At 32.2% G+C, this 16,141-nt stretch carries 15 protein-coding genes and 2 tRNA genes; 8 read left to right on the top strand and 9 right to left on the bottom strand.

Translation table 11 applies throughout. The features are described 5' to 3' along the window. Positions 1–18: 18 nt before the first annotated feature. The 3 genes from fusA (at position 19) to LW133_RS05740 (ending at position 3,282) form a co-directional block, all read left to right on the top strand. The gene (gene fusA / locus LW133_RS05750) at positions 19–2,097 is read left to right on the top strand and encodes an elongation factor G (RefSeq protein WP_233077477.1); all 2,079 of its coding nucleotides are present in this window, start codon (positions 19–21) and stop codon (positions 2,095–2,097) included. 160 nt (positions 2,098–2,257) lie between these two features. Continuing rightward, positions 2,258–2,752 (top strand): DUF2147 domain-containing protein, encoded by a 495-nt coding sequence (locus tag LW133_RS05745; protein ID WP_233077476.1) that lies wholly within the window; start codon positions 2,258–2,260, stop codon positions 2,750–2,752. After that, positions 2,752–3,282: a hypothetical protein gene (locus LW133_RS05740; RefSeq protein ID WP_233077475.1), complete on the top strand. Its 531-nt coding sequence runs from the start codon at positions 2,752–2,754 to the stop codon at positions 3,280–3,282. Before LW133_RS05745 ends, LW133_RS05740 begins: the two co-directional genes overlap by 1 nt. A 266-nt stretch (positions 3,283–3,548) precedes the next feature. On the opposite strand, the gene LW133_RS05735 is transcribed toward LW133_RS05740, so the two are convergent. Then, on the bottom strand, positions 3,549–3,773 hold the full coding sequence (locus tag LW133_RS05735) for a hypothetical protein (protein ID WP_233077474.1): 225 nt from the start codon (positions 3,771–3,773) through the stop codon (positions 3,549–3,551). Between the two features lie 262 nt (positions 3,774–4,035). Here LW133_RS05735 and LW133_RS05730 point away from each other — a divergent pair, with 262 nt between their 5' ends. Beyond that, on the top strand, positions 4,036–4,443 hold the full coding sequence (locus tag LW133_RS05730; protein WP_233077473.1) for a hypothetical protein: 408 nt from the start codon (positions 4,036–4,038) through the stop codon (positions 4,441–4,443). Between the two features lie 539 nt (positions 4,444–4,982). Next, positions 4,983–8,501 (top strand): type IIG restriction enzyme/methyltransferase, encoded by a 3,519-nt coding sequence (locus tag LW133_RS05725; protein WP_233077472.1) that lies wholly within the window; start codon positions 4,983–4,985, stop codon positions 8,499–8,501. Between the two features lie 550 nt (positions 8,502–9,051). Here LW133_RS05725 and LW133_RS05720 read toward each other — a convergent pair. The 6 genes from LW133_RS05720 to accB form a co-directional block, all read right to left on the bottom strand. Beyond that, positions 9,052–9,128: transfer RNA gene (locus LW133_RS05720), tRNA-Met, on the bottom strand. A 40-nt stretch (positions 9,129–9,168) separates the two neighbouring features. Continuing rightward, positions 9,169–9,600 (bottom strand): hypothetical protein, encoded by a 432-nt coding sequence (locus tag LW133_RS05715; protein ID WP_233077471.1) that lies wholly within the window; start codon positions 9,598–9,600, stop codon positions 9,169–9,171. 120 nt (positions 9,601–9,720) lie between these two features. Then, a complete protein-coding gene (pseC, locus tag LW133_RS05710) occupies positions 9,721–10,824 on the bottom strand; it encodes a UDP-4-amino-4,6-dideoxy-N-acetyl-beta-L-altrosamine transaminase (RefSeq protein WP_233077470.1) in 1,104 nt (367 codons plus the stop codon). Then, the gene (locus LW133_RS05705; protein WP_233077469.1) at positions 10,824–11,429 is read right to left on the bottom strand and encodes a flagellar FLiS export co-chaperone; all 606 of its coding nucleotides are present in this window, start codon (positions 11,427–11,429) and stop codon (positions 10,824–10,826) included. The genes pseC and LW133_RS05705 overlap by 1 nt, the downstream gene beginning before the upstream one ends. 41 nt (positions 11,430–11,470) lie before the next feature. Beyond that, positions 11,471–12,829 carry an acetyl-CoA carboxylase biotin carboxylase subunit gene (locus LW133_RS05700; RefSeq protein WP_233077468.1) on the bottom strand — a complete coding sequence of 453 codons (1,359 nt, stop codon included), beginning with the start codon at positions 12,827–12,829 and terminating at the stop codon, positions 11,471–11,473. Further along, positions 12,829–13,290, bottom strand: a complete 462-nt coding sequence (gene accB, locus LW133_RS05695) for an acetyl-CoA carboxylase biotin carboxyl carrier protein (RefSeq protein WP_233077467.1) — start codon at positions 13,288–13,290, stop codon at positions 12,829–12,831. Before accB ends, LW133_RS05700 begins: the two co-directional genes overlap by 1 nt. A 92-nt stretch (positions 13,291–13,382) precedes the next feature. On the opposite strand from accB, the gene dcd reads away from it, so the two are divergent. Then, on the top strand, positions 13,383–13,970 hold the full coding sequence (gene dcd / locus LW133_RS05690) for a dCTP deaminase (protein WP_233038561.1): 588 nt from the start codon (positions 13,383–13,385) through the stop codon (positions 13,968–13,970). A gap of 176 nt (positions 13,971–14,146) precedes the next feature. Here dcd and LW133_RS05685 read toward each other — a convergent pair whose 3' ends face one another. Next, on the bottom strand, positions 14,147–14,743 hold the full coding sequence (locus LW133_RS05685; RefSeq protein WP_233077466.1) for a phosphatase PAP2 family protein: 597 nt from the start codon (positions 14,741–14,743) through the stop codon (positions 14,147–14,149). A 49-nt stretch (positions 14,744–14,792) separates the two neighbouring features. Continuing rightward, positions 14,793–14,869: transfer RNA gene (locus LW133_RS05680), tRNA-Arg, on the bottom strand. A 134-nt stretch (positions 14,870–15,003) separates the two neighbouring features. Between LW133_RS05680 and rpsU the strand changes: the two genes are divergently transcribed. Together rpsU and fabG are read left to right on the top strand one after the other, a co-directional pair. Next, positions 15,004–15,216 (top strand): 30S ribosomal protein S21, encoded by a 213-nt coding sequence (gene rpsU / locus LW133_RS05675; RefSeq protein WP_095274037.1) that lies wholly within the window; start codon positions 15,004–15,006, stop codon positions 15,214–15,216. An 85-nt stretch (positions 15,217–15,301) separates the two neighbouring features. Further along, positions 15,302–16,045, top strand: a complete 744-nt coding sequence (gene fabG, locus LW133_RS05670) for a 3-oxoacyl-ACP reductase FabG (RefSeq protein ID WP_233077465.1) — start codon at positions 15,302–15,304, stop codon at positions 16,043–16,045. The last annotated feature ends 96 nt before the right edge of the window (positions 16,046–16,141 follow it).

Genomic DNA, 16,141 nt, shown 5'->3' with positions numbered 1-16,141 from the left:
AAAAGATAAGGAAAATATATGGCAAGAACAACCCCTTTAAATAAAATTAGAAACATCGGAATTGCTGCGCATATTGATGCGGGAAAGACTACTACATCAGAAAGAATTTTGTTTTACACAGGTGTAAGCCATAAGATCGGTGAAACACATGATGGAACAGCTACAATGGATTGGATGGATCAAGAAAAGGAGCGTGGTATTACCATTACTTCTGCTGCTACAACTTGTTTTTGGAATGGTCATCAGATTAATCTTATTGATACTCCTGGACACGTAGATTTTACAATTGAAGTTGAAAGATCTATGAGGGTTTTAGATGGTGCTGTTGCTGTATTTTGTTCTGTAGGTGGTGTACAACCTCAGAGTGAAACTGTTTGGAGACAAGCAAATAAGTATGGTGTCCCAAGAATGGTTTTTGTTAATAAAATGGACAGAATCGGGGCAAATTTTTATAATGTAGAAGAGCAGATTAAGCAAAGATTAAAAGCAAATCCTGTCCCTATTAATATTCCAATTGGTGCAGAAGATAATTTTAAGGGTGTTGTGGATCTTATCCAGATGAAAGCGCTTGTATGGAATAATGATGCAATGGGTGCAAAATATGATGTTGAGGAAATTCCTGCAGAATTAAAAGATAAAGCACAAGAGTATAGAGAAAAATTATTAGAATCTGCTGCAGAGCAAGATGAAGCGTTAATGGAAAAATATCTTGGTGGCGAAGAGCTTACGATTGAAGAAATTAAAAAAGGTATTAAAATTGGTTGCCATAATATGACGCTTATTCCTATGTTATGTGGCTCATCTTTCAAGAATAAAGGAGTTCAAACTCTACTTGATGCAGTAGTTGATTTTCTTCCTGCACCTACAGAAGTTGCGGATATTAAAGGTGTTGATCCAAAAACAGAAGAAGAGATTCGTGTAGAATCAACAGATAATGGTGCTTTTGCTGGTCTTGCATTTAAGATTATGACAGATCCATTTGTTGGACAACTTACATTTGTTCGTGCTTATAGAGGAGTATTGGAGTCTGGAAGTTATGTGTTAAATTCTACTAAAGGCAAGAAAGAAAGAGTTGGTAGATTATTGAAGATGCACTCTAATAAAAGAGAAGATATTAAAGAGGTTTATGCTGGAGAAATTTGTGCTTTTGTTGGTTTAAAGGATACTTTGACAGGGGATACTCTCTGTGATGAAAAAGCAGCTGTAATTCTAGAAAGAATGGAGTTTCCAGAGCCAGTAATTCATATTGCAGTGGAGCCAAAAACAAAAGCTGATCAAGAAAAAATGGGTATTGCTTTAGGCAAGTTGGCAGAAGAAGATCCAAGCTTTAGAGTAAGTACGCAGGAAGAAACCGGTCAAACTTTGATTGGCGGTATGGGCGAGCTTCACTTGGAGATTATTGTAGATAGATTAAAAAGAGAATTTAAAGTAGAAGCAGAAGTAGGACAACCGCAAGTTGCATTCAGAGAAACAATTAGAAGTTCAGTAAATAAAGAATGCAAGTATGCAAAACAATCTGGCGGTAGAGGACAATATGGTCATGTTTTCATTAAACTTGAGCCAAAAGAAGCAGGTACTGGCTATGAATTTGTTAATGAAATTAGTGGGGGTGTAATTCCAAAAGAATATATTCCTGCCGTAGATAAAGGGATACAAGAAGCTATGCAAAGTGGTGTTTTAGCGGGATATCCTGTGGTAGACTTTAAAGTTACTCTTTATGATGGAAGTTATCATGATGTTGATAGTTCTGAAATGGCATTTAAGATTGCTGGTTCTATGGCATTTAAAGATGCTTGTAGAGATGCAAATGCGGTATTACTAGAGCCTTTAATGAAAGTGGAAGTAGAGATTCCAGAAGAGTATATGGGAGATGTTATTGGGGATTTAAATCGTAGAAGAGGTCAGATTAATTCTATGGAAGATAGAATGGGGTTAAAGATCGTTAATGCTTTTGTTCCGTTGGCTGAGATGTTTGGATATTCTACAGATTTACGTTCTGCGACTCAAGGTAGGGGTACTTATTCTATGGAGTTTGATCACTATGGTGAAGTGCCTTCTAATATTGCTAAAGAAATTATTGAAAAACGCAAAGGATAACTACCTTTTTATGTGTGTCTCAATTAAGAGGCACACACCTTCTTGATTTTTTATATATTAATTTTTACTCCTTTAATTTACACTACATTAAAAAACAACTTCATTTAAAATTGATATTTTTTTATTAGGATTTTAGAAAATTTTATTTTGAAGGATTTAAATGCGTTTTATTTTATTTTGTCTATTTTTATGTATAGGCTTTACTAAGGATATTTCTGGCTATTATCTTTTGCCAAAAAATGAGAAAGGTATAGAAAGCATAGTAAGAATTTTTAAACATGATCAAAAATATTATGCTTATGGTTTTGCTTCAAAAGATGGAAAATCTGCAGGGTTAGATATAAAAAATCCAGATGCAACTTTGCGTAATAGAGAAGTTCGTGGCATATTGTTTGTTTGGGATTTAGAAAATCAGGAAAATAGCAACAAATTTTTTAATGGAAGAATCTATAACTATGCTGATGGTAAGACTTATTACCTTAAAGGAGAAAGCATAGATGATATGTTAATTTTTAAGGCAAGTGTAGATTCTAAGGGATTATTTGGAAAAACATTAAAGTGGAAAAAAATGACAGATGAAGAGATGAGAGATTTTATAGACAAAGATGTGTATTTTGATGATGTGCAATTGCAGTTAGATAAGAAAAGAAAATAATGAGAAAAATTGTATTGATTGTGGCGTTATGTGGTTTTTTGATGACTTCAGAGGGTGGTGATGTAAAAACAAATCATTTTTCTTCATTATGGGGTAGGATATATCAAGGGAGTATTGGTTATAAATATCTTGCATTTGGAGAAATGTCTGGTATTCAGAATCTGCAAATTACATATGGAATGTGGGATAAAAATAAAATGGGAATTTTTGCTGAAGTACTCTTTCCTTTTAATCAAGTAAATCTTCCTCAAGGTATGTCAAGATTGAGTGCTATTAATTTATTTTGGATTTATGATATTGCGATAACAAAAATTATTTCTATAGCACCAAAAATTGGTTATGGCTTAAGTGTCGCAAATTATGGCTCAAAAAATCATTTGGTATGGAAACCAAGTTTTGGACTAGACTTGAGTTTTGAATTAATAAAATATCTTGCCTTGTATATAGATTATGATTATAGCTTTTACCATATCGACAATTATTTTTCTCATTTAAATTATTTTGGCTTGGGTTTAAGGGTTAAATATTAATAAAAACAGAGATTGCCTATTAAGTCTGTCTTGCAGGTCTTAAGGGCTTAAAATCTTCAGTATTTTTTAGTTAAATTGACGTTAAAAAAAACAATAGAAAAGTATATGGAATTATCAATATCTTTGGTATTGTAGCTTTTATCTATTGCTTTTATTTTTTCTTAGTTTTACTATGGTGTTAACATTGTCAATACAAATTATAAAGCTCTTAAAATTGAAAATTAAGCGTTTTAATCTTTTGTCTTTGAATTTTTAAAAATAAAAAGTTATTGCTCTTCAAGCATTTTGTGTTTGTGCATAATAATAAGCAAATCATCTAGCGCTTTACTTTTTTCATAATAATGTAAAAATGGTTCTACCCATGGTGGCAAGTTTTTATTTTCTTTCCAATTGGTGGAAATGCCAGTATAGCTAACTCCTGCAATCTTAGCAAAACTCTTTCTACTTAAACCAAGGGTTTTAATTTTTTTATCAAAATCTAATCGTGTCATAAAATCATCCAAAACTTAAAAATAATCTTAATTATAATTAAAAAATATTATTTATCAAATAATAAAAATATTTTTTCTGTTATTTCTAGAATAATTTTATGACACGATTAGATTTTGATAAAAGAAAGAAGCAAAGAAAATTTTGTCTAAAATATAATATTTTAATATCAATAAATTATTAAATAGCAGCAATTTTGTCCATTTGAAAACTCATAAGATAGTCTATACAATACTCTTATATAAAATTTTAAAGGAGTATTATATGGAAATTAAAGCAAGTGTTATAAGAAGATATGAAGTTGAGTATTCTAGTAAAAGTTTTTTTCATAATAAACCTCATGATTTAATAGAAATATTGCAATGTTTTGATATTAAGCATAATGTTAGTGTATTGTCAGATAGGTATGGAAGAAATTTTCAATATGATGGTATTGAAATTTACTCAGAAGATATTGATAATTTAGATATTAAAACAATAGAAAAAGAATTTGGTAGTAAATATTTAAATGAAAAATATGGAAAAAGTGGAGAAACTCTTAAAGATGAATTTAAAGAGTTTGTAAAAGAGTTAAAGCAAGATTTCCCGTATGCAAAATACTATGGTTGTTACTTTATTAAATTTTTAATAAATAAAGAAAATGGCAATGATAAATATTTTAGAACTTATTAAAAAGCTAGAATTAATTAAGCAGAAACCCTATCTTTCTGCTTTCTTTATAAGAGCTTTATTATAAAATATTTTGAGATGGATAAATTTAGAAGAAATAAGAATATTAAAGTCTCACCCCCCCCCATTTTTCCAAAGAATATAAAGTTTTGAAGTATCAAATCTATATGATTAAAGATAAATTTAATAAGCCAGAAAAAATATAATAATTTTCTTGAAATTTGAAGTTAGCGAAAAACTTAGAGGCAAAATCCTTGTAGTTTGTCCTCCAGCTCTTAAAGCAAATTGGGAAGATCATTTTGACAAAGTAGGCATCAATTGCCATAGAACAATAATAACTCATGATATATTTCACGGAATTATAGAACTATAAAAATTATAAAATAATGATAATTAGCAAAAAGGAAGCAAAATATTACAGAAAAGATTGATCAGGAAGTTAAAAGATAATTTTTTTTGAACAAAAAGTATTTTTACTTGAATTTCCCAATCCTTTTATTTATAATTTACTTATTCTTTTTTTATCAATTTGAAGGAGTTTTATGATTAATTTTAAGTCTATCATTCTTAAAGATTTTGTTAAGCCCTATTCTCCTCCAAGTCCATCTCAAGAAGTGATGGAAAGTTTTTCTCAAACGATTCAAGATTTTTTACAAAGAGCTTTTATGCAAAGTGATGAGGAATTCCAAAAAAATGAAATCAATAGGTTTCTAGCCAAAACCTATGGTTATGACTGCAATACTTTAGGTAAAGTCGATAGTGCAATTTATGTTGATAGAGAAGCGCAAGTGCTTATTGAAGTCAAGGCCTTTGAAAACAAAGCTGAATTCCCCAAAGATAGTCCATTATCTAAAGCCTTCTATGAATCAATCCTGTATTTTCTTAGAGAAACTCAAATAGCAAACAATAATTCCATCAAGCATATTATTCTTTGCAATCCTTATGAATTTTATCTCTTTGATGCCAAGAGTTTTAATATTTTTTCTAAAGACAAAAAAATCCAAAAATTCTACAAAAATTGTGATGGCAAAGAGGGGACAAATACCAAGACTGAGAAGTTTTATGCCGATTTGGAGAATTATCTCAAAGATGAGTTTGAAGGAGAGCTTCCTTATACTTATTTTTCCTTTCAAAATAATCTCTCTATCCAAGAGCTTACAATAATTTATCAACTCTTAAGCCCTCAAGTGCTTCTTAAGGCTAGAAAAACTATTGATGCTAATACGCTTAATAAAAATTTTTATGATGAGCTTTTGTATATCCTAGGACTACAAGAAGTAGTTGAAAATGGAAAAATCCTCATTAAGCCTAGCAGCACTCCTAATACTCTTTCACACGCGATCTCTCAAGTTTATCAAGATATTGATGAAGAGAGTATTTTTACCCTTATCACCACTTGGAATAATAGAATCTTATTTCTTAGGCTTTTAGAATCTATGCTTTTGGGCTTTAAACATATTGATAAGCCTTTTTTGGATTTTTCAACCATCAGAGACTTTAAAACCCTCCAAACCCTCTTTTTTGAAGTGTTGGCAAAAAAGCAAGATTCTCGCTCTCCCTCACTTCCTAAGGATTTTCTCTCTATTCCATATTTAAATTCTAGTTTATTTGACAAGACATCTTTAGAATATCAGGGCAAAGAAATTGGAATGCTTGATTCTTTATCCCTTACTCTTTTTTCTCATTCAATCCTTAGAAAAGATCCAAGGTTCAAAAACAAAGAAACTCTGCCTTTGCTTGAATATCTTTTTGAATTTCTTCACGCTTATGATTTTACCACTACGCCCAAAGATATTAGCGATGGGATAAAACAAAATCACGATCTCCTTATTAATTCAGCCGTACTTGGACTTGTATTTGAAAAACTCAATGGTTATAAAGAAGGAAGCTTTTATACCCCAAGTTTTATCACAAGCTTTATGTGTAAAGAGAGTATTACTCAAGCTGTTTTAGAGAAGTTTAATTCTATTTATTCTTGGAAGTGCAAAAACTTAAAAGAGCTAAGAGAGGAAATGGGATTCAAAGGATTTCTTGAGTATAGAGAGGAATATTTTAAAACCTTGCTTTCAATAACAATCTGCGACCCTGCTGTCGGATCTGGGCATTTTTTAGTCTCTGCACTTAATGAAATGATAAAAATTGCCTACACTCTTAGATTAATTCCCTCACTCTATGAATCTACTTTAGAGTTAGAAAATGATGAAATCCAAATTAAAACACAAGATAAACTTCATCAATATATTAAACCAACTTCTATGGAGCAACTCTCCCATCAAATCCAAAAAGAAATGTTTGATCTCAAAAAGTCCATCATTGAAAACTGCCTTTTTGGCGTGGATATCAACCCAAATTCTTGTGAGATCACCAAGCTTAGGCTATGGATAGAGCTTCTTAAATACAGCTACTATCTCTTTGATGAAAATGGTAAAAATACCAATGCGCTTGAAACTCTTCCAAATATTGATATTAATATCAAGTGTGGAAACAGCCTGATTTCGTATTTTGATCTCAAACAAAGCTTGACACATTATCCCAATATCAAGCCAAGAATTCAAAACTATAAAAATATGGTAAAAAACTATAAAGAAGGGTTCTTTAGCGACAAAACTAAACTAAACTCTCAAATTAAGGAATTGTTGACTGCTTTTCAAAAATTTTGTTTCAAAGACAAATATAAAAAAGAAATGCAGACTTTTCAAAAACAATGTGATAAGTACAGAGAACTCTATGGTAACTATTTAGCTAAAGATGACGATGAATTAGTTTTATATATTTCAGAGAATCCTTTTCCAAAATATGAACACATTAATGAAGCTCAAGAAGAAATCCACAAACAAGCCTGTAAAGATTTCTCAAGCCTTAAACAAGCTTATAATACACTCTATAATCTCTCAAGCAATAATCCTTTTGAATGGCGGTTTGAATTCCCTGAAGTGCTAGATGATGAAGGTAATTTCAAAGGATTTGATTGTGTGATTGGCAATCCGCCTTATGGAGCTTCACTTACAGATTTTGAAAAGAAAAAATACAAAGAAATTTACAAATCAAGTTCAAATGATACAGCACAGCTTTTTATATTTTTGGCAGATAAGCTTTTGTGCAAAAATGGAATCAATACTTTTATTGTCCCAAAAGCTTTGACATTTGCGACAAACTGGAAACAAATTAGAGAGTTTTTGAAACCAAATGTGAGTCAAATTATAGATTGTGGCAAGGCATGGAGCTATGTTTTGCTTGAAATGATTATCTACTCAAAGAAAAAAGACACTCCAACCCATAGCTATGTTACTGGGTTCTTGAATGAAGAGCAGGGGATTTCCCAAGTGCTTGAAATTCCAAAAGAGTATATTGATCTTTTCAACCTATATCCCAATGATTTATCTCAAAAAGAACTAGAGATGGGAGTAAAAATAAGAAAGAAAATACCTTTAAATCTTATTGATTGTGGAGAGAATGTTTGGGGGGATGTTTTTTACAAGCATATCAACAATAAAGGTGAATTACAAGTTTATGGGGGTAAAGAAATTCAAAGATATTTTATTAAAGGAATCAAGGGATATATTTCTAACTCTTTAAAAATAAGTCCAAAATCGATAATTAGAGAAAATAGTGTTTTGATGCAGAGAATTATTGCTCACATTGAAAGACCAAATCCACACATAAAAATGATAGGAACGATTGTGAAAAATCCCAATAATATAAGAATTGTCAATACCATTCATCAGATTATTTGCAAAAATGAGTTTCCAAATTGCTATATCTTGGCTCTTTTGCACTCAAAATTTTTAAATTGGTATTGTTATCGTTTTGCCTTTGCAAAAGCAATAAGGACATTTCAATTTTCAACAGAAACAGCAATGCGTATCCCAATCCCAAAAATCACAGAATCCAACCAATCTATAGCAGATGAAATCATCGCTTTAGTCGAGGAGATTTTAAAAGCAAAAGAGCAAAACCCAAAAGCCAACACCCAAGAGCTAGAAAAAGAAATTGATTCCCTAGTCTATTCCCTCTACACTCTCACTCCTGAAGAAATCGCAATCATTGAAGGAAAGGAGTGAGAATGAAGTTTTCAGAGTGATAATTGTTAATAAAAAGATTTGATTTAATCTTTTAAATAAATTTATCCAGACTACAAAAAAATTAGATTTTTTGATTAAAAAATGGAAGTTAAAGCCAAAAATCTGTCCCTTGACTATAAAAACAATCTTGACTTGTTAAATCAGAGGATTCATTCTTCCTGTAAAAAAGAATTAAAGCATTTTGAACTTGAAGATAAATGATTATTTTTAATTTAAAGAATATTAAAAATTAAAAACCTTGCATATTAGAATCTTTAAAATTAGATAGATTATTTTTTGGTATATGTAAAAAAATATCTTTGTATTGACCAAGATAGTGATTTGTAAGGATTTTAACAGCTTTATAAAATTTTTAAATCGAGTAAGAAGAAAAATTTCTGCGGTATAATTGAAAAATTTTTAAATAAGGAGAATGAGTAATTGTTAAAATGTGGATTTAACTAGTATAGGTTAAAACTGCTAACATGGATTTTTAAACAGAAGCATTATGAATAATTCTAATAGATTGTTAATTTTTCTATTTTTTGCATGGTGTCAAAGGAGAGAATTGAACTCTCGACCTCCGGCTTATGAGACCAGCGCTCTAACCAGCTGAGCTACCCTGACAGTTAGTCGTTATTCTACAAAAAAATAGATAAAAATTAGCTTAAGAGCTAATATCTATTTTTTCTTGAGAAGCAAAAGCATTTTTATAGCGTTCGATAAAGTTTTTATTTTGTATGCCAAGAGTATCGCTATAACCATCTTTTTGGGATTTTTGATGTAGTTTTCCTCCATAAAAACTTGTTAGGGAATAAAGCGATTGTGCAGCAACAATTTTTTCCCCCTCACTCATTCCAGCTGTTGCACGCTCAAAAGCCTTGTATTCAGGATCACTCATAAGTTCTAAAACTAATAAACCATAAGTCTGGCGTTCAGGCAGTGTTTCTGGAGTATTAGGGAGGGGTTCATCGATGGGTTTTGTAATTGTGTTTGTTGTAGGAGTGCTTTGTGTAACGCTATTTTCTGATACTTCTTGTTTGGCATTCAAGAGTTCTTTTAGCATATTGCTAGAATTGAAATTGTTGGAAACTTGCATTTTTTACTCCATTAATATTTGAAGTAATAAAAGCAAATTTAATTCCTTTTTTATGAAAAAATTAATTAAATTATGATTTTTTAACGAATAAAATAAGAGAGAAATATAGGATTAGGGGGATTATATTTTAGAAAATAGATAGAGGATTTTTTGTGCGATTTTTTCAGCTTGATGTAGTTCTAATTTATGGTGACAGGGAATAGAAAGCGTGGCATTGTAAAAGGCTTCTGTTTGGGGGAGAGAGATATTTCCAAAAAGATTTTTATAATAAGAAAAATGGTAAATAGGTTTGTAATGTACTTGTACTCCTAAGCCATTTTCTTGAAAAAGCTGAAAGACTTTTTCTTTTTTGGGCTGGAGTGTTGGATTGAGTAAAATCGTGTAGAGGTGGTTGCTAGAGATATAGGGGTTATTTTGATGAATAGTTGTGAAATATGGGTTGTTGGCAAAAAAACTATCATAAAATTTCGCAATATTCTCTCGCACTTGTATAAAATGTGGAAGTTTTTTGAGTTGAGAGATTCCAAGCGCAGCTTGAACTTCATTCATTCTAAAATTAAATCCATTGCATATTACATCATAATGCCATAAATTTTTTTTGATTACTCCATGAGAGCGCACAAGCTTTGCTTTTTCATAAATGGCTTTGGAGTTTGTGAGAAGCGCTCCACCTTCTAGGGTTGTCATGGGTTTTACTGGATGAAAACTAAAAATTGTGGCATCAGCAAGGCCACCGACTTTTTGATTTTTGTATTCGCTACCTATGGCATGGGAGCTATCTGAAATGAAAGAAAGGTTATATTCTTTGCAAATCGCTTTGATAGAATCAATATCTACGCTTTTGCCACCATAATCCACACTTACAATAGCTTTTGTTTTTTTGGTAATTAATGGGATAATTTTTTCAGGATTGATATTTCCATCTTGTTTGATATCGCAAAATATTGGGGTTGCATGATTTTGTAAAAGCATATTTGTAGTGGCTACAAAACTAAGAGGAGTTGTAATGACTTCAGAATTTTCTAAATTTAAAGCATTATAGGCTGCATAGAGTGCTGAAGTGGCAGAGTTAAAAACCAAAGCATATTTAGCGTTGCAAAATTTACTTAACGCTTTTTCAAATTCAAGAGTGATATTACCTTGGGTGAGGAGGGGATTTTTTAGAGCTGTGATTACTTCTAAAAAATCATCTTCCTGCAGAAATTGTGTGCTGTAGGGTTGCATTATGCAAGAAGCCTTGAAACCTTATCAAGAGAAAGTGCATTGAGATTATGTGATTTTTCAAAGAGTGGAGACTTTAGCATCTTGCTATCAAGCTTTGTGTAATCTTTGTTATCAGTTGTAAGGGTTTTGCTAATATCATTTTGCAAAATCGCAATTGCTTGTTTTGCAAAGTTTTTTTGTGTTTTAATTTCTTGATTAAATTTGCGTATTTCTGCATCACTATTGAGATGCGAAGCTTGTTCTTTGATTGCTTGTGAATTAAATTTAATATTTTTAGAAAAATTTTTAAAATCTTGATCAAAAACTTTTTTTCCATCAAATGTGCTTTGGGATATAGTATTTTGTATTGCTTGTTTTGATGCAGAATCTTGTTTGTTGTTTAATAGGTGTTGCGTGTTTGCATCAATTTTATCAAGAGATTTGCTAAGTGTTTGTAGAGCACCAATAGCCTTATTTGCTTCTTTGATGTGTGCAGCATGATTAGTTTGTGATAACGCTAGGGTGTCTTGGATAGTCTTGGGTTTTTCTTGAATATTCTTTTTTGCCTCTTTATCATTTTTATGAATGAGGTTAAAGGTATTAGAGGCATGTGGTGTAATTTTCATAATTCCTTCCTTGAAACTTATTGAACTAATACAAGCATTTTTTATTCCATATTTTGTTCCAAGTATTTGGTGTGTATCGCAGCATTTTTAAATACAGAATTATTCATCATATCAATGTGGAATGGAATGGTTGTTTTGATACCTTCTATACAGAATTCTTTTAATGCGCGCTTGGTTTTTGCAATAGCCTTTTCTCTTGTTTCACCCCAAACAATCAATTTTCCAATCATAGAATCATAAAACATCGGCACAGTGTAGCCTGCATATGCATGAGTATCAAGTCTTACATTTGCTCCACCTGGTGCAATCCATTTAGTAATTTTTCCTGGGCAAGGATAGAATTTTTTAGGATCCTCTGCGGTGATTCTACATTCAATTGCATGGCCATTGAAGGTGATGCTATCTTGACTTGGCAGGGTTTTTCCTTCTGCAATTTTAATCATCCATTCTACCATATCAAGACCACTTACCATTTCACTAATTGTGTGCTCTACTTGTAATCTTGTATTCATTTCCATAAAATAAAAATCTTTATTGTTAGAATCTAATAAGAATTCAAAAGTTCCGGCACCCACATAACCGATATATTTGGCAGCTTTTACAGCAGTGTCTAAAAGTTTTTGTCTTACTTCTGGTGATAAAACAACCGCAGGGGTTTCTTCGATAAGTTTTTGATTACGCCTTTGGACTGAGCAATCTCTCTCTCCCACATGGATTACATTACCATGTTTATCGGCTAGAATTTGCACTTCAATATGTTTAGGATTGTGGATAAATTTTTCCATATAAATTGTGCCATCTCCAAAAGCACTTAGTGCTTCAGATTCTGCGGCTAAATAGAGATTTTTTAAAAGACTTTCGTTTTCTACAACCCTCATTCCTCTACCACCACCACCAGCAGCGGCTTTGATAATAACAGGATAGCCAATTTTTTTGGCTACTTCTTGAGCCTCTTGATAGCTCTTTAGTGCCCCATCACTTCCCATAATAACAGGGACACCTGCATCTTTCATCACATCTTTAGCCTTAGATTTGTCGCTCATTAATACCATGACTTCGGAATTTGGCCCTATAAATTCTATGTCGTGATGCGAACAGATTTCTACAAAATTTTGATTTTCGCTTAAAAATCCATAACCTGGAAAAATTGCATCAGCTTCAAAAAGCTCTGCTGCGCTCATAATAGCTGGGATATTAAGATAGCTTTCACTTGATTTTGGACCACCGATACAGATTTTAGTATCTGCTAAATCAAGATAATGAGTATCTTTATCTGCAGTAGAATAAATTGCAATTGCCTCTTTTCCCATTTCTTGAATAGTTCTAATAGCACGCAGAGCAATCTCTCCACGATTAGCAATTAAGATTCTTTTAATCTCTTTTTGTTCCACTTTTTTCATTATAGTTTCTCTACTTTTACAAGTTTTGATCCAAATTCAACTGGTTGTCCATCATTAGCTTCAATTGCAAGAATCTTGCAGTCAAAATCTGCTTCAATTTCATTCATAATTTTCATTGCTTCTACAATTCCGATTGTCTGTCCTTTTTTGACAGTATCACCTACTTTAACATAAGGTGCTGCTCCTGGAGATGGGCAATGATAAAATGTTCCTACCATTGGAGAGGTGATAAATTCTCCAGAAGTGTGATTTTGCTCTGTGGGAATAGGGGCTTGGCTTGGCTGTGTGGCAGCTGTGGGTGCTAATTGTGCAGGGATTGCAGGCTGCACAAGTGGAGTATTTGATAATATATTTGAATTTTTGTCCATTTTGATTTCAAAATTTTCTTGTTTGATTTGTAGCTTAGCAATATCACTTGCGTTGAAGATTTCGACAAGTTCTTTTATCTCTTTTAAATTCATATTTTAATCCTTATTGCAATTAACATGCATAGAGTTTTTAACTCTGCTATAATACCAAAAATAAGAGTAGTTTTGTAAAAAAGGATAAAACAATGGGTTTGAAATCTGATAAGTGGATTAAAGAGATGTGTCAAAAATATCAAATGATTGACCCGTTTTGTGAGAATCAAGTTGGTACAGGGTTGGTTAGTTATGGGTTAAGCAGCTATGGGTACGATATCCGCGTAGGTAGTGAATTTATGATTTTTACAAATATAGGTGCGACTTTGGTGGATCCTAAAAATTTTGATAAAAATAGTGTCGTCAAGGTTGATGCAAGCAAAGATAAATATTGCCTCGTGCCACCAAATTCTTTTGCACTTGCAAGAACGGTTGAATACTTTAAAATGCCAAGAAATGTATTGGCTATTTGCCTTGGAAAAAGCACTTATGCGCGTTGTGGGATTATTGTCAATGTTACGCCATTTGAGCCGGAATTTGAAGGACATATTACAATTGAAATTTCAAACACCACGCCATTGCCTGCAAAAATTTATGTTAATGAAGGTATAGCACAGGTGTTGTTTTTGGAAGGTGATGAGGCTTGCGAGGTCAGTTATAAGGATAAAAAAGGAAAATATCAAGGTCAAAAAGGAATTACACTTCCAAGGATTTTGGGTAAAAACAATCATCATTTATGATACCAGGAATTAAAAATCATTTAATTTTTGGCGGATAATTTTAGATTCTAGTGATGTATGATTGTGGGTACTAAAATAATTATTACAGAATGTTTTGTGCTGTTGAGAGATAGTAACAGAGGATAAACGAGGTTTTTATTGACTTATAAAAAGCATACAAGATGAAAGATTAGCGCTTAGAATCTGTGATAAAAAGAAAGTGATATTTGTTTGTTAGTTGCACCATTATCTAGCGTTTGACTATCGACATCTACCTGGAGATTGATATTATATTTTGAGCTTACAAGATAAGAGAGACCATATCCTAGAATTGCTCCTGCAATTACTTGTGTGATGCTATGTCTTTTTGCATAAACGCGTGAGACGCCTACAAGGGTAGCAAGGACTGTGGTAGGTACACCAAGCTTCCATCCATAGCGTCTTTGCATAAAACCTGCAGCAGAAAAGGCTGATGCGGTATGTCCTGATGGAAAACCATTGTAGCCTGTATTATCAGGTCTTTTACTAATAGCGGCTAAATTAGGGTGAGATTTCGCAATTTCTGAAAAAGTGTATTTAGTTGCAAAGGTAACTGCAAGGGTACTGCCTATGCCGATTGCTAATTGTCCTACACCTTTATAATCTTGTATGGCAAGAGAGTAGGTTGCTGCAAATAATGGGAGAAATTGAAAGATGTCGCCATAAATTTGAAAGGCACTTTTGTCTCTTGCCTGCGCTTGAGAATTCAAGGATAAAACTACTAAGATAATTAGCAATAAGCGTTTGAAGTTCATAGTAAAAAAACCTTAAAATAAAATTCTACGATTTTTAAATTATTAAGTATGGTATGCCCAGAGGGATTCAAACCCCCGACCTACAGGACCGCAACCTGTTGCTCTATTCAGCTGAGCTATGGACACATTTATGTAATATTTTGTAGAAAAACAATTGTAGCTAAAAAACTTTAAAATTATTTGAAAATTTTGAAAAATATCGTAAAATAGTGCTGCAGGATTTATCTTGCTTAAAATTTTTAAAGAAAGTGGGTGATTTTATGCCTGGTATCAAAGTTCGTGAAAATGAATCATTTGATGAAGCATACCGCAAGTTTAAAAAGCAAACAGATCGTAATCTGGTAGTAACTGAATGTCGCGCTAGAAGATTTTTTGAATCTAAAACCGAAAAGAGAAAGAAACAAAAAATTAATGCGAAAAAGAAAATGCTTAAAAGACTTTACATGCTTCGTAGATATGAATCTAGGTTGTAAAACTCAAAAGAGATTGGCATGTCCAGTCTCTTGCTACAAACATATTTTTATTTCATCAATTTTATTTTTTTGTTGGAGGTTTTGAATGCAGTTTAGTGGAAAGAATGTTCTTATTACTGGTGCAAGTAAATCAATTGGAGCAGATATTGCAAGGGTTTTGGCAGGTTATGGCCTTAAGGTTTGGATTAATTATAGAAGTAAGCCAGAGTTAGCAGAAAATCTCAAAAAGGAGATCGAAGATAAGGGTGGCAAGGCGGCAATTATTGCATTTGATGCGACAAATGAAGAGGCTTTTATCGAAGCGATTAAAGTGATTGTAGAGAGTGATGGAGAACTTTCTTATCTAGTAAATAATGCAGGCATTACAAATGATAAACTTGCTTTGAGAATGAAAACAGAAGAATTTATGGGTGTAATTGATGCGAATTTAAAATCTTGTTTTGTAGGTTGTAGAGAAGCTTTAAAAATAATGAGCAAGCAAAGAATGGGTAGTGTGGTTAATATTGCTTCCATTATTGGTGAAAGGGGGAATGCAGGGCAGACAAACTATGCAGCTAGTAAGGGTGGCATGATTGCTATGAGCAAATCTTTTGCTTATGAAGGTGCACCAAGAAATGTAAGATTTAATTGTATTACTCCTGGATTTGTGCAAACTGATATGACTAATGAATTGAAAGAAGATGTAAAAGAATCTTATATGAAAAATATTCCATTAGGGCGTTTTGCAGATGGTGTGGAGATTGCAAATGCTGTAGCATTTTTGTTGAGCGATAGTGCAAGCTATATCACAGGCGAAGTTTTAAAGGTTAATGGTGGATTGTATATGTAGGGATTTTGTAATCCAAATTTAAAATAATAAATTATTTAATCTTCTAGGGGGTATAGAGGAGCTATTCCTCTATACTTACCTTTTTATTTTTGCTAC

Origin of the sequence: Helicobacter anatolicus, from assembly GCF_021300615.1 — a bacterium.
Classification (GTDB): Bacteria; Campylobacterota; Campylobacteria; order Campylobacterales; family Helicobacteraceae; genus Helicobacter_H; species Helicobacter_H anatolicus.
This window is presented reverse-complemented; position numbering and strand designations above follow the sequence as displayed.

Bases quoted from the DNA above. Each gene is read 5' to 3' on its own strand.
- fusA (WP_233077477.1), top strand. From the start codon at position 19: ATGGCAAGAACAACCCCTTTAAATAAAATTAGAAACATCGGAATTGCT.
- LW133_RS05745 (WP_233077476.1), top strand. From the start codon at position 2,258: ATGCGTTTTATTTTATTTTGTCTATTTTTATGTATAGGCTTTACTAAG.
- LW133_RS05740 (WP_233077475.1), top strand. From the start codon at position 2,752: ATGAGAAAAATTGTATTGATTGTGGCGTTATGTGGTTTTTTGATGACT.
- LW133_RS05735 (WP_233077474.1), bottom strand. From the start codon at position 3,773: ATGACACGATTAGATTTTGATAAAAAAATTAAAACCCTTGGTTTAAGT.
- LW133_RS05730 (WP_233077473.1), top strand. From the start codon at position 4,036: ATGGAAATTAAAGCAAGTGTTATAAGAAGATATGAAGTTGAGTATTCT.
- LW133_RS05725 (WP_233077472.1), top strand. From the start codon at position 4,983: ATGATTAATTTTAAGTCTATCATTCTTAAAGATTTTGTTAAGCCCTAT.
- LW133_RS05715 (WP_233077471.1), bottom strand. From the start codon at position 9,600: ATGCAAGTTTCCAACAATTTCAATTCTAGCAATATGCTAAAAGAACTC.
- pseC (WP_233077470.1), bottom strand. From the start codon at position 10,824: ATGCAACCCTACAGCACACAATTTCTGCAGGAAGATGATTTTTTAGAA.
- LW133_RS05705 (WP_233077469.1), bottom strand. From the start codon at position 11,429: ATGAAAATTACACCACATGCCTCTAATACCTTTAACCTCATTCATAAA.
- LW133_RS05700 (WP_233077468.1), bottom strand. From the start codon at position 12,829: ATGAAAAAAGTGGAACAAAAAGAGATTAAAAGAATCTTAATTGCTAAT.
- accB (WP_233077467.1), bottom strand. From the start codon at position 13,290: ATGAATTTAAAAGAGATAAAAGAACTTGTCGAAATCTTCAACGCAAGT.
- dcd (WP_233038561.1), top strand. From the start codon at position 13,383: ATGGGTTTGAAATCTGATAAGTGGATTAAAGAGATGTGTCAAAAATAT.
- LW133_RS05685 (WP_233077466.1), bottom strand. From the start codon at position 14,743: ATGAACTTCAAACGCTTATTGCTAATTATCTTAGTAGTTTTATCCTTG.
- rpsU (WP_095274037.1), top strand. From the start codon at position 15,004: ATGCCTGGTATCAAAGTTCGTGAAAATGAATCATTTGATGAAGCATAC.
- fabG (WP_233077465.1), top strand. From the start codon at position 15,302: ATGCAGTTTAGTGGAAAGAATGTTCTTATTACTGGTGCAAGTAAATCA.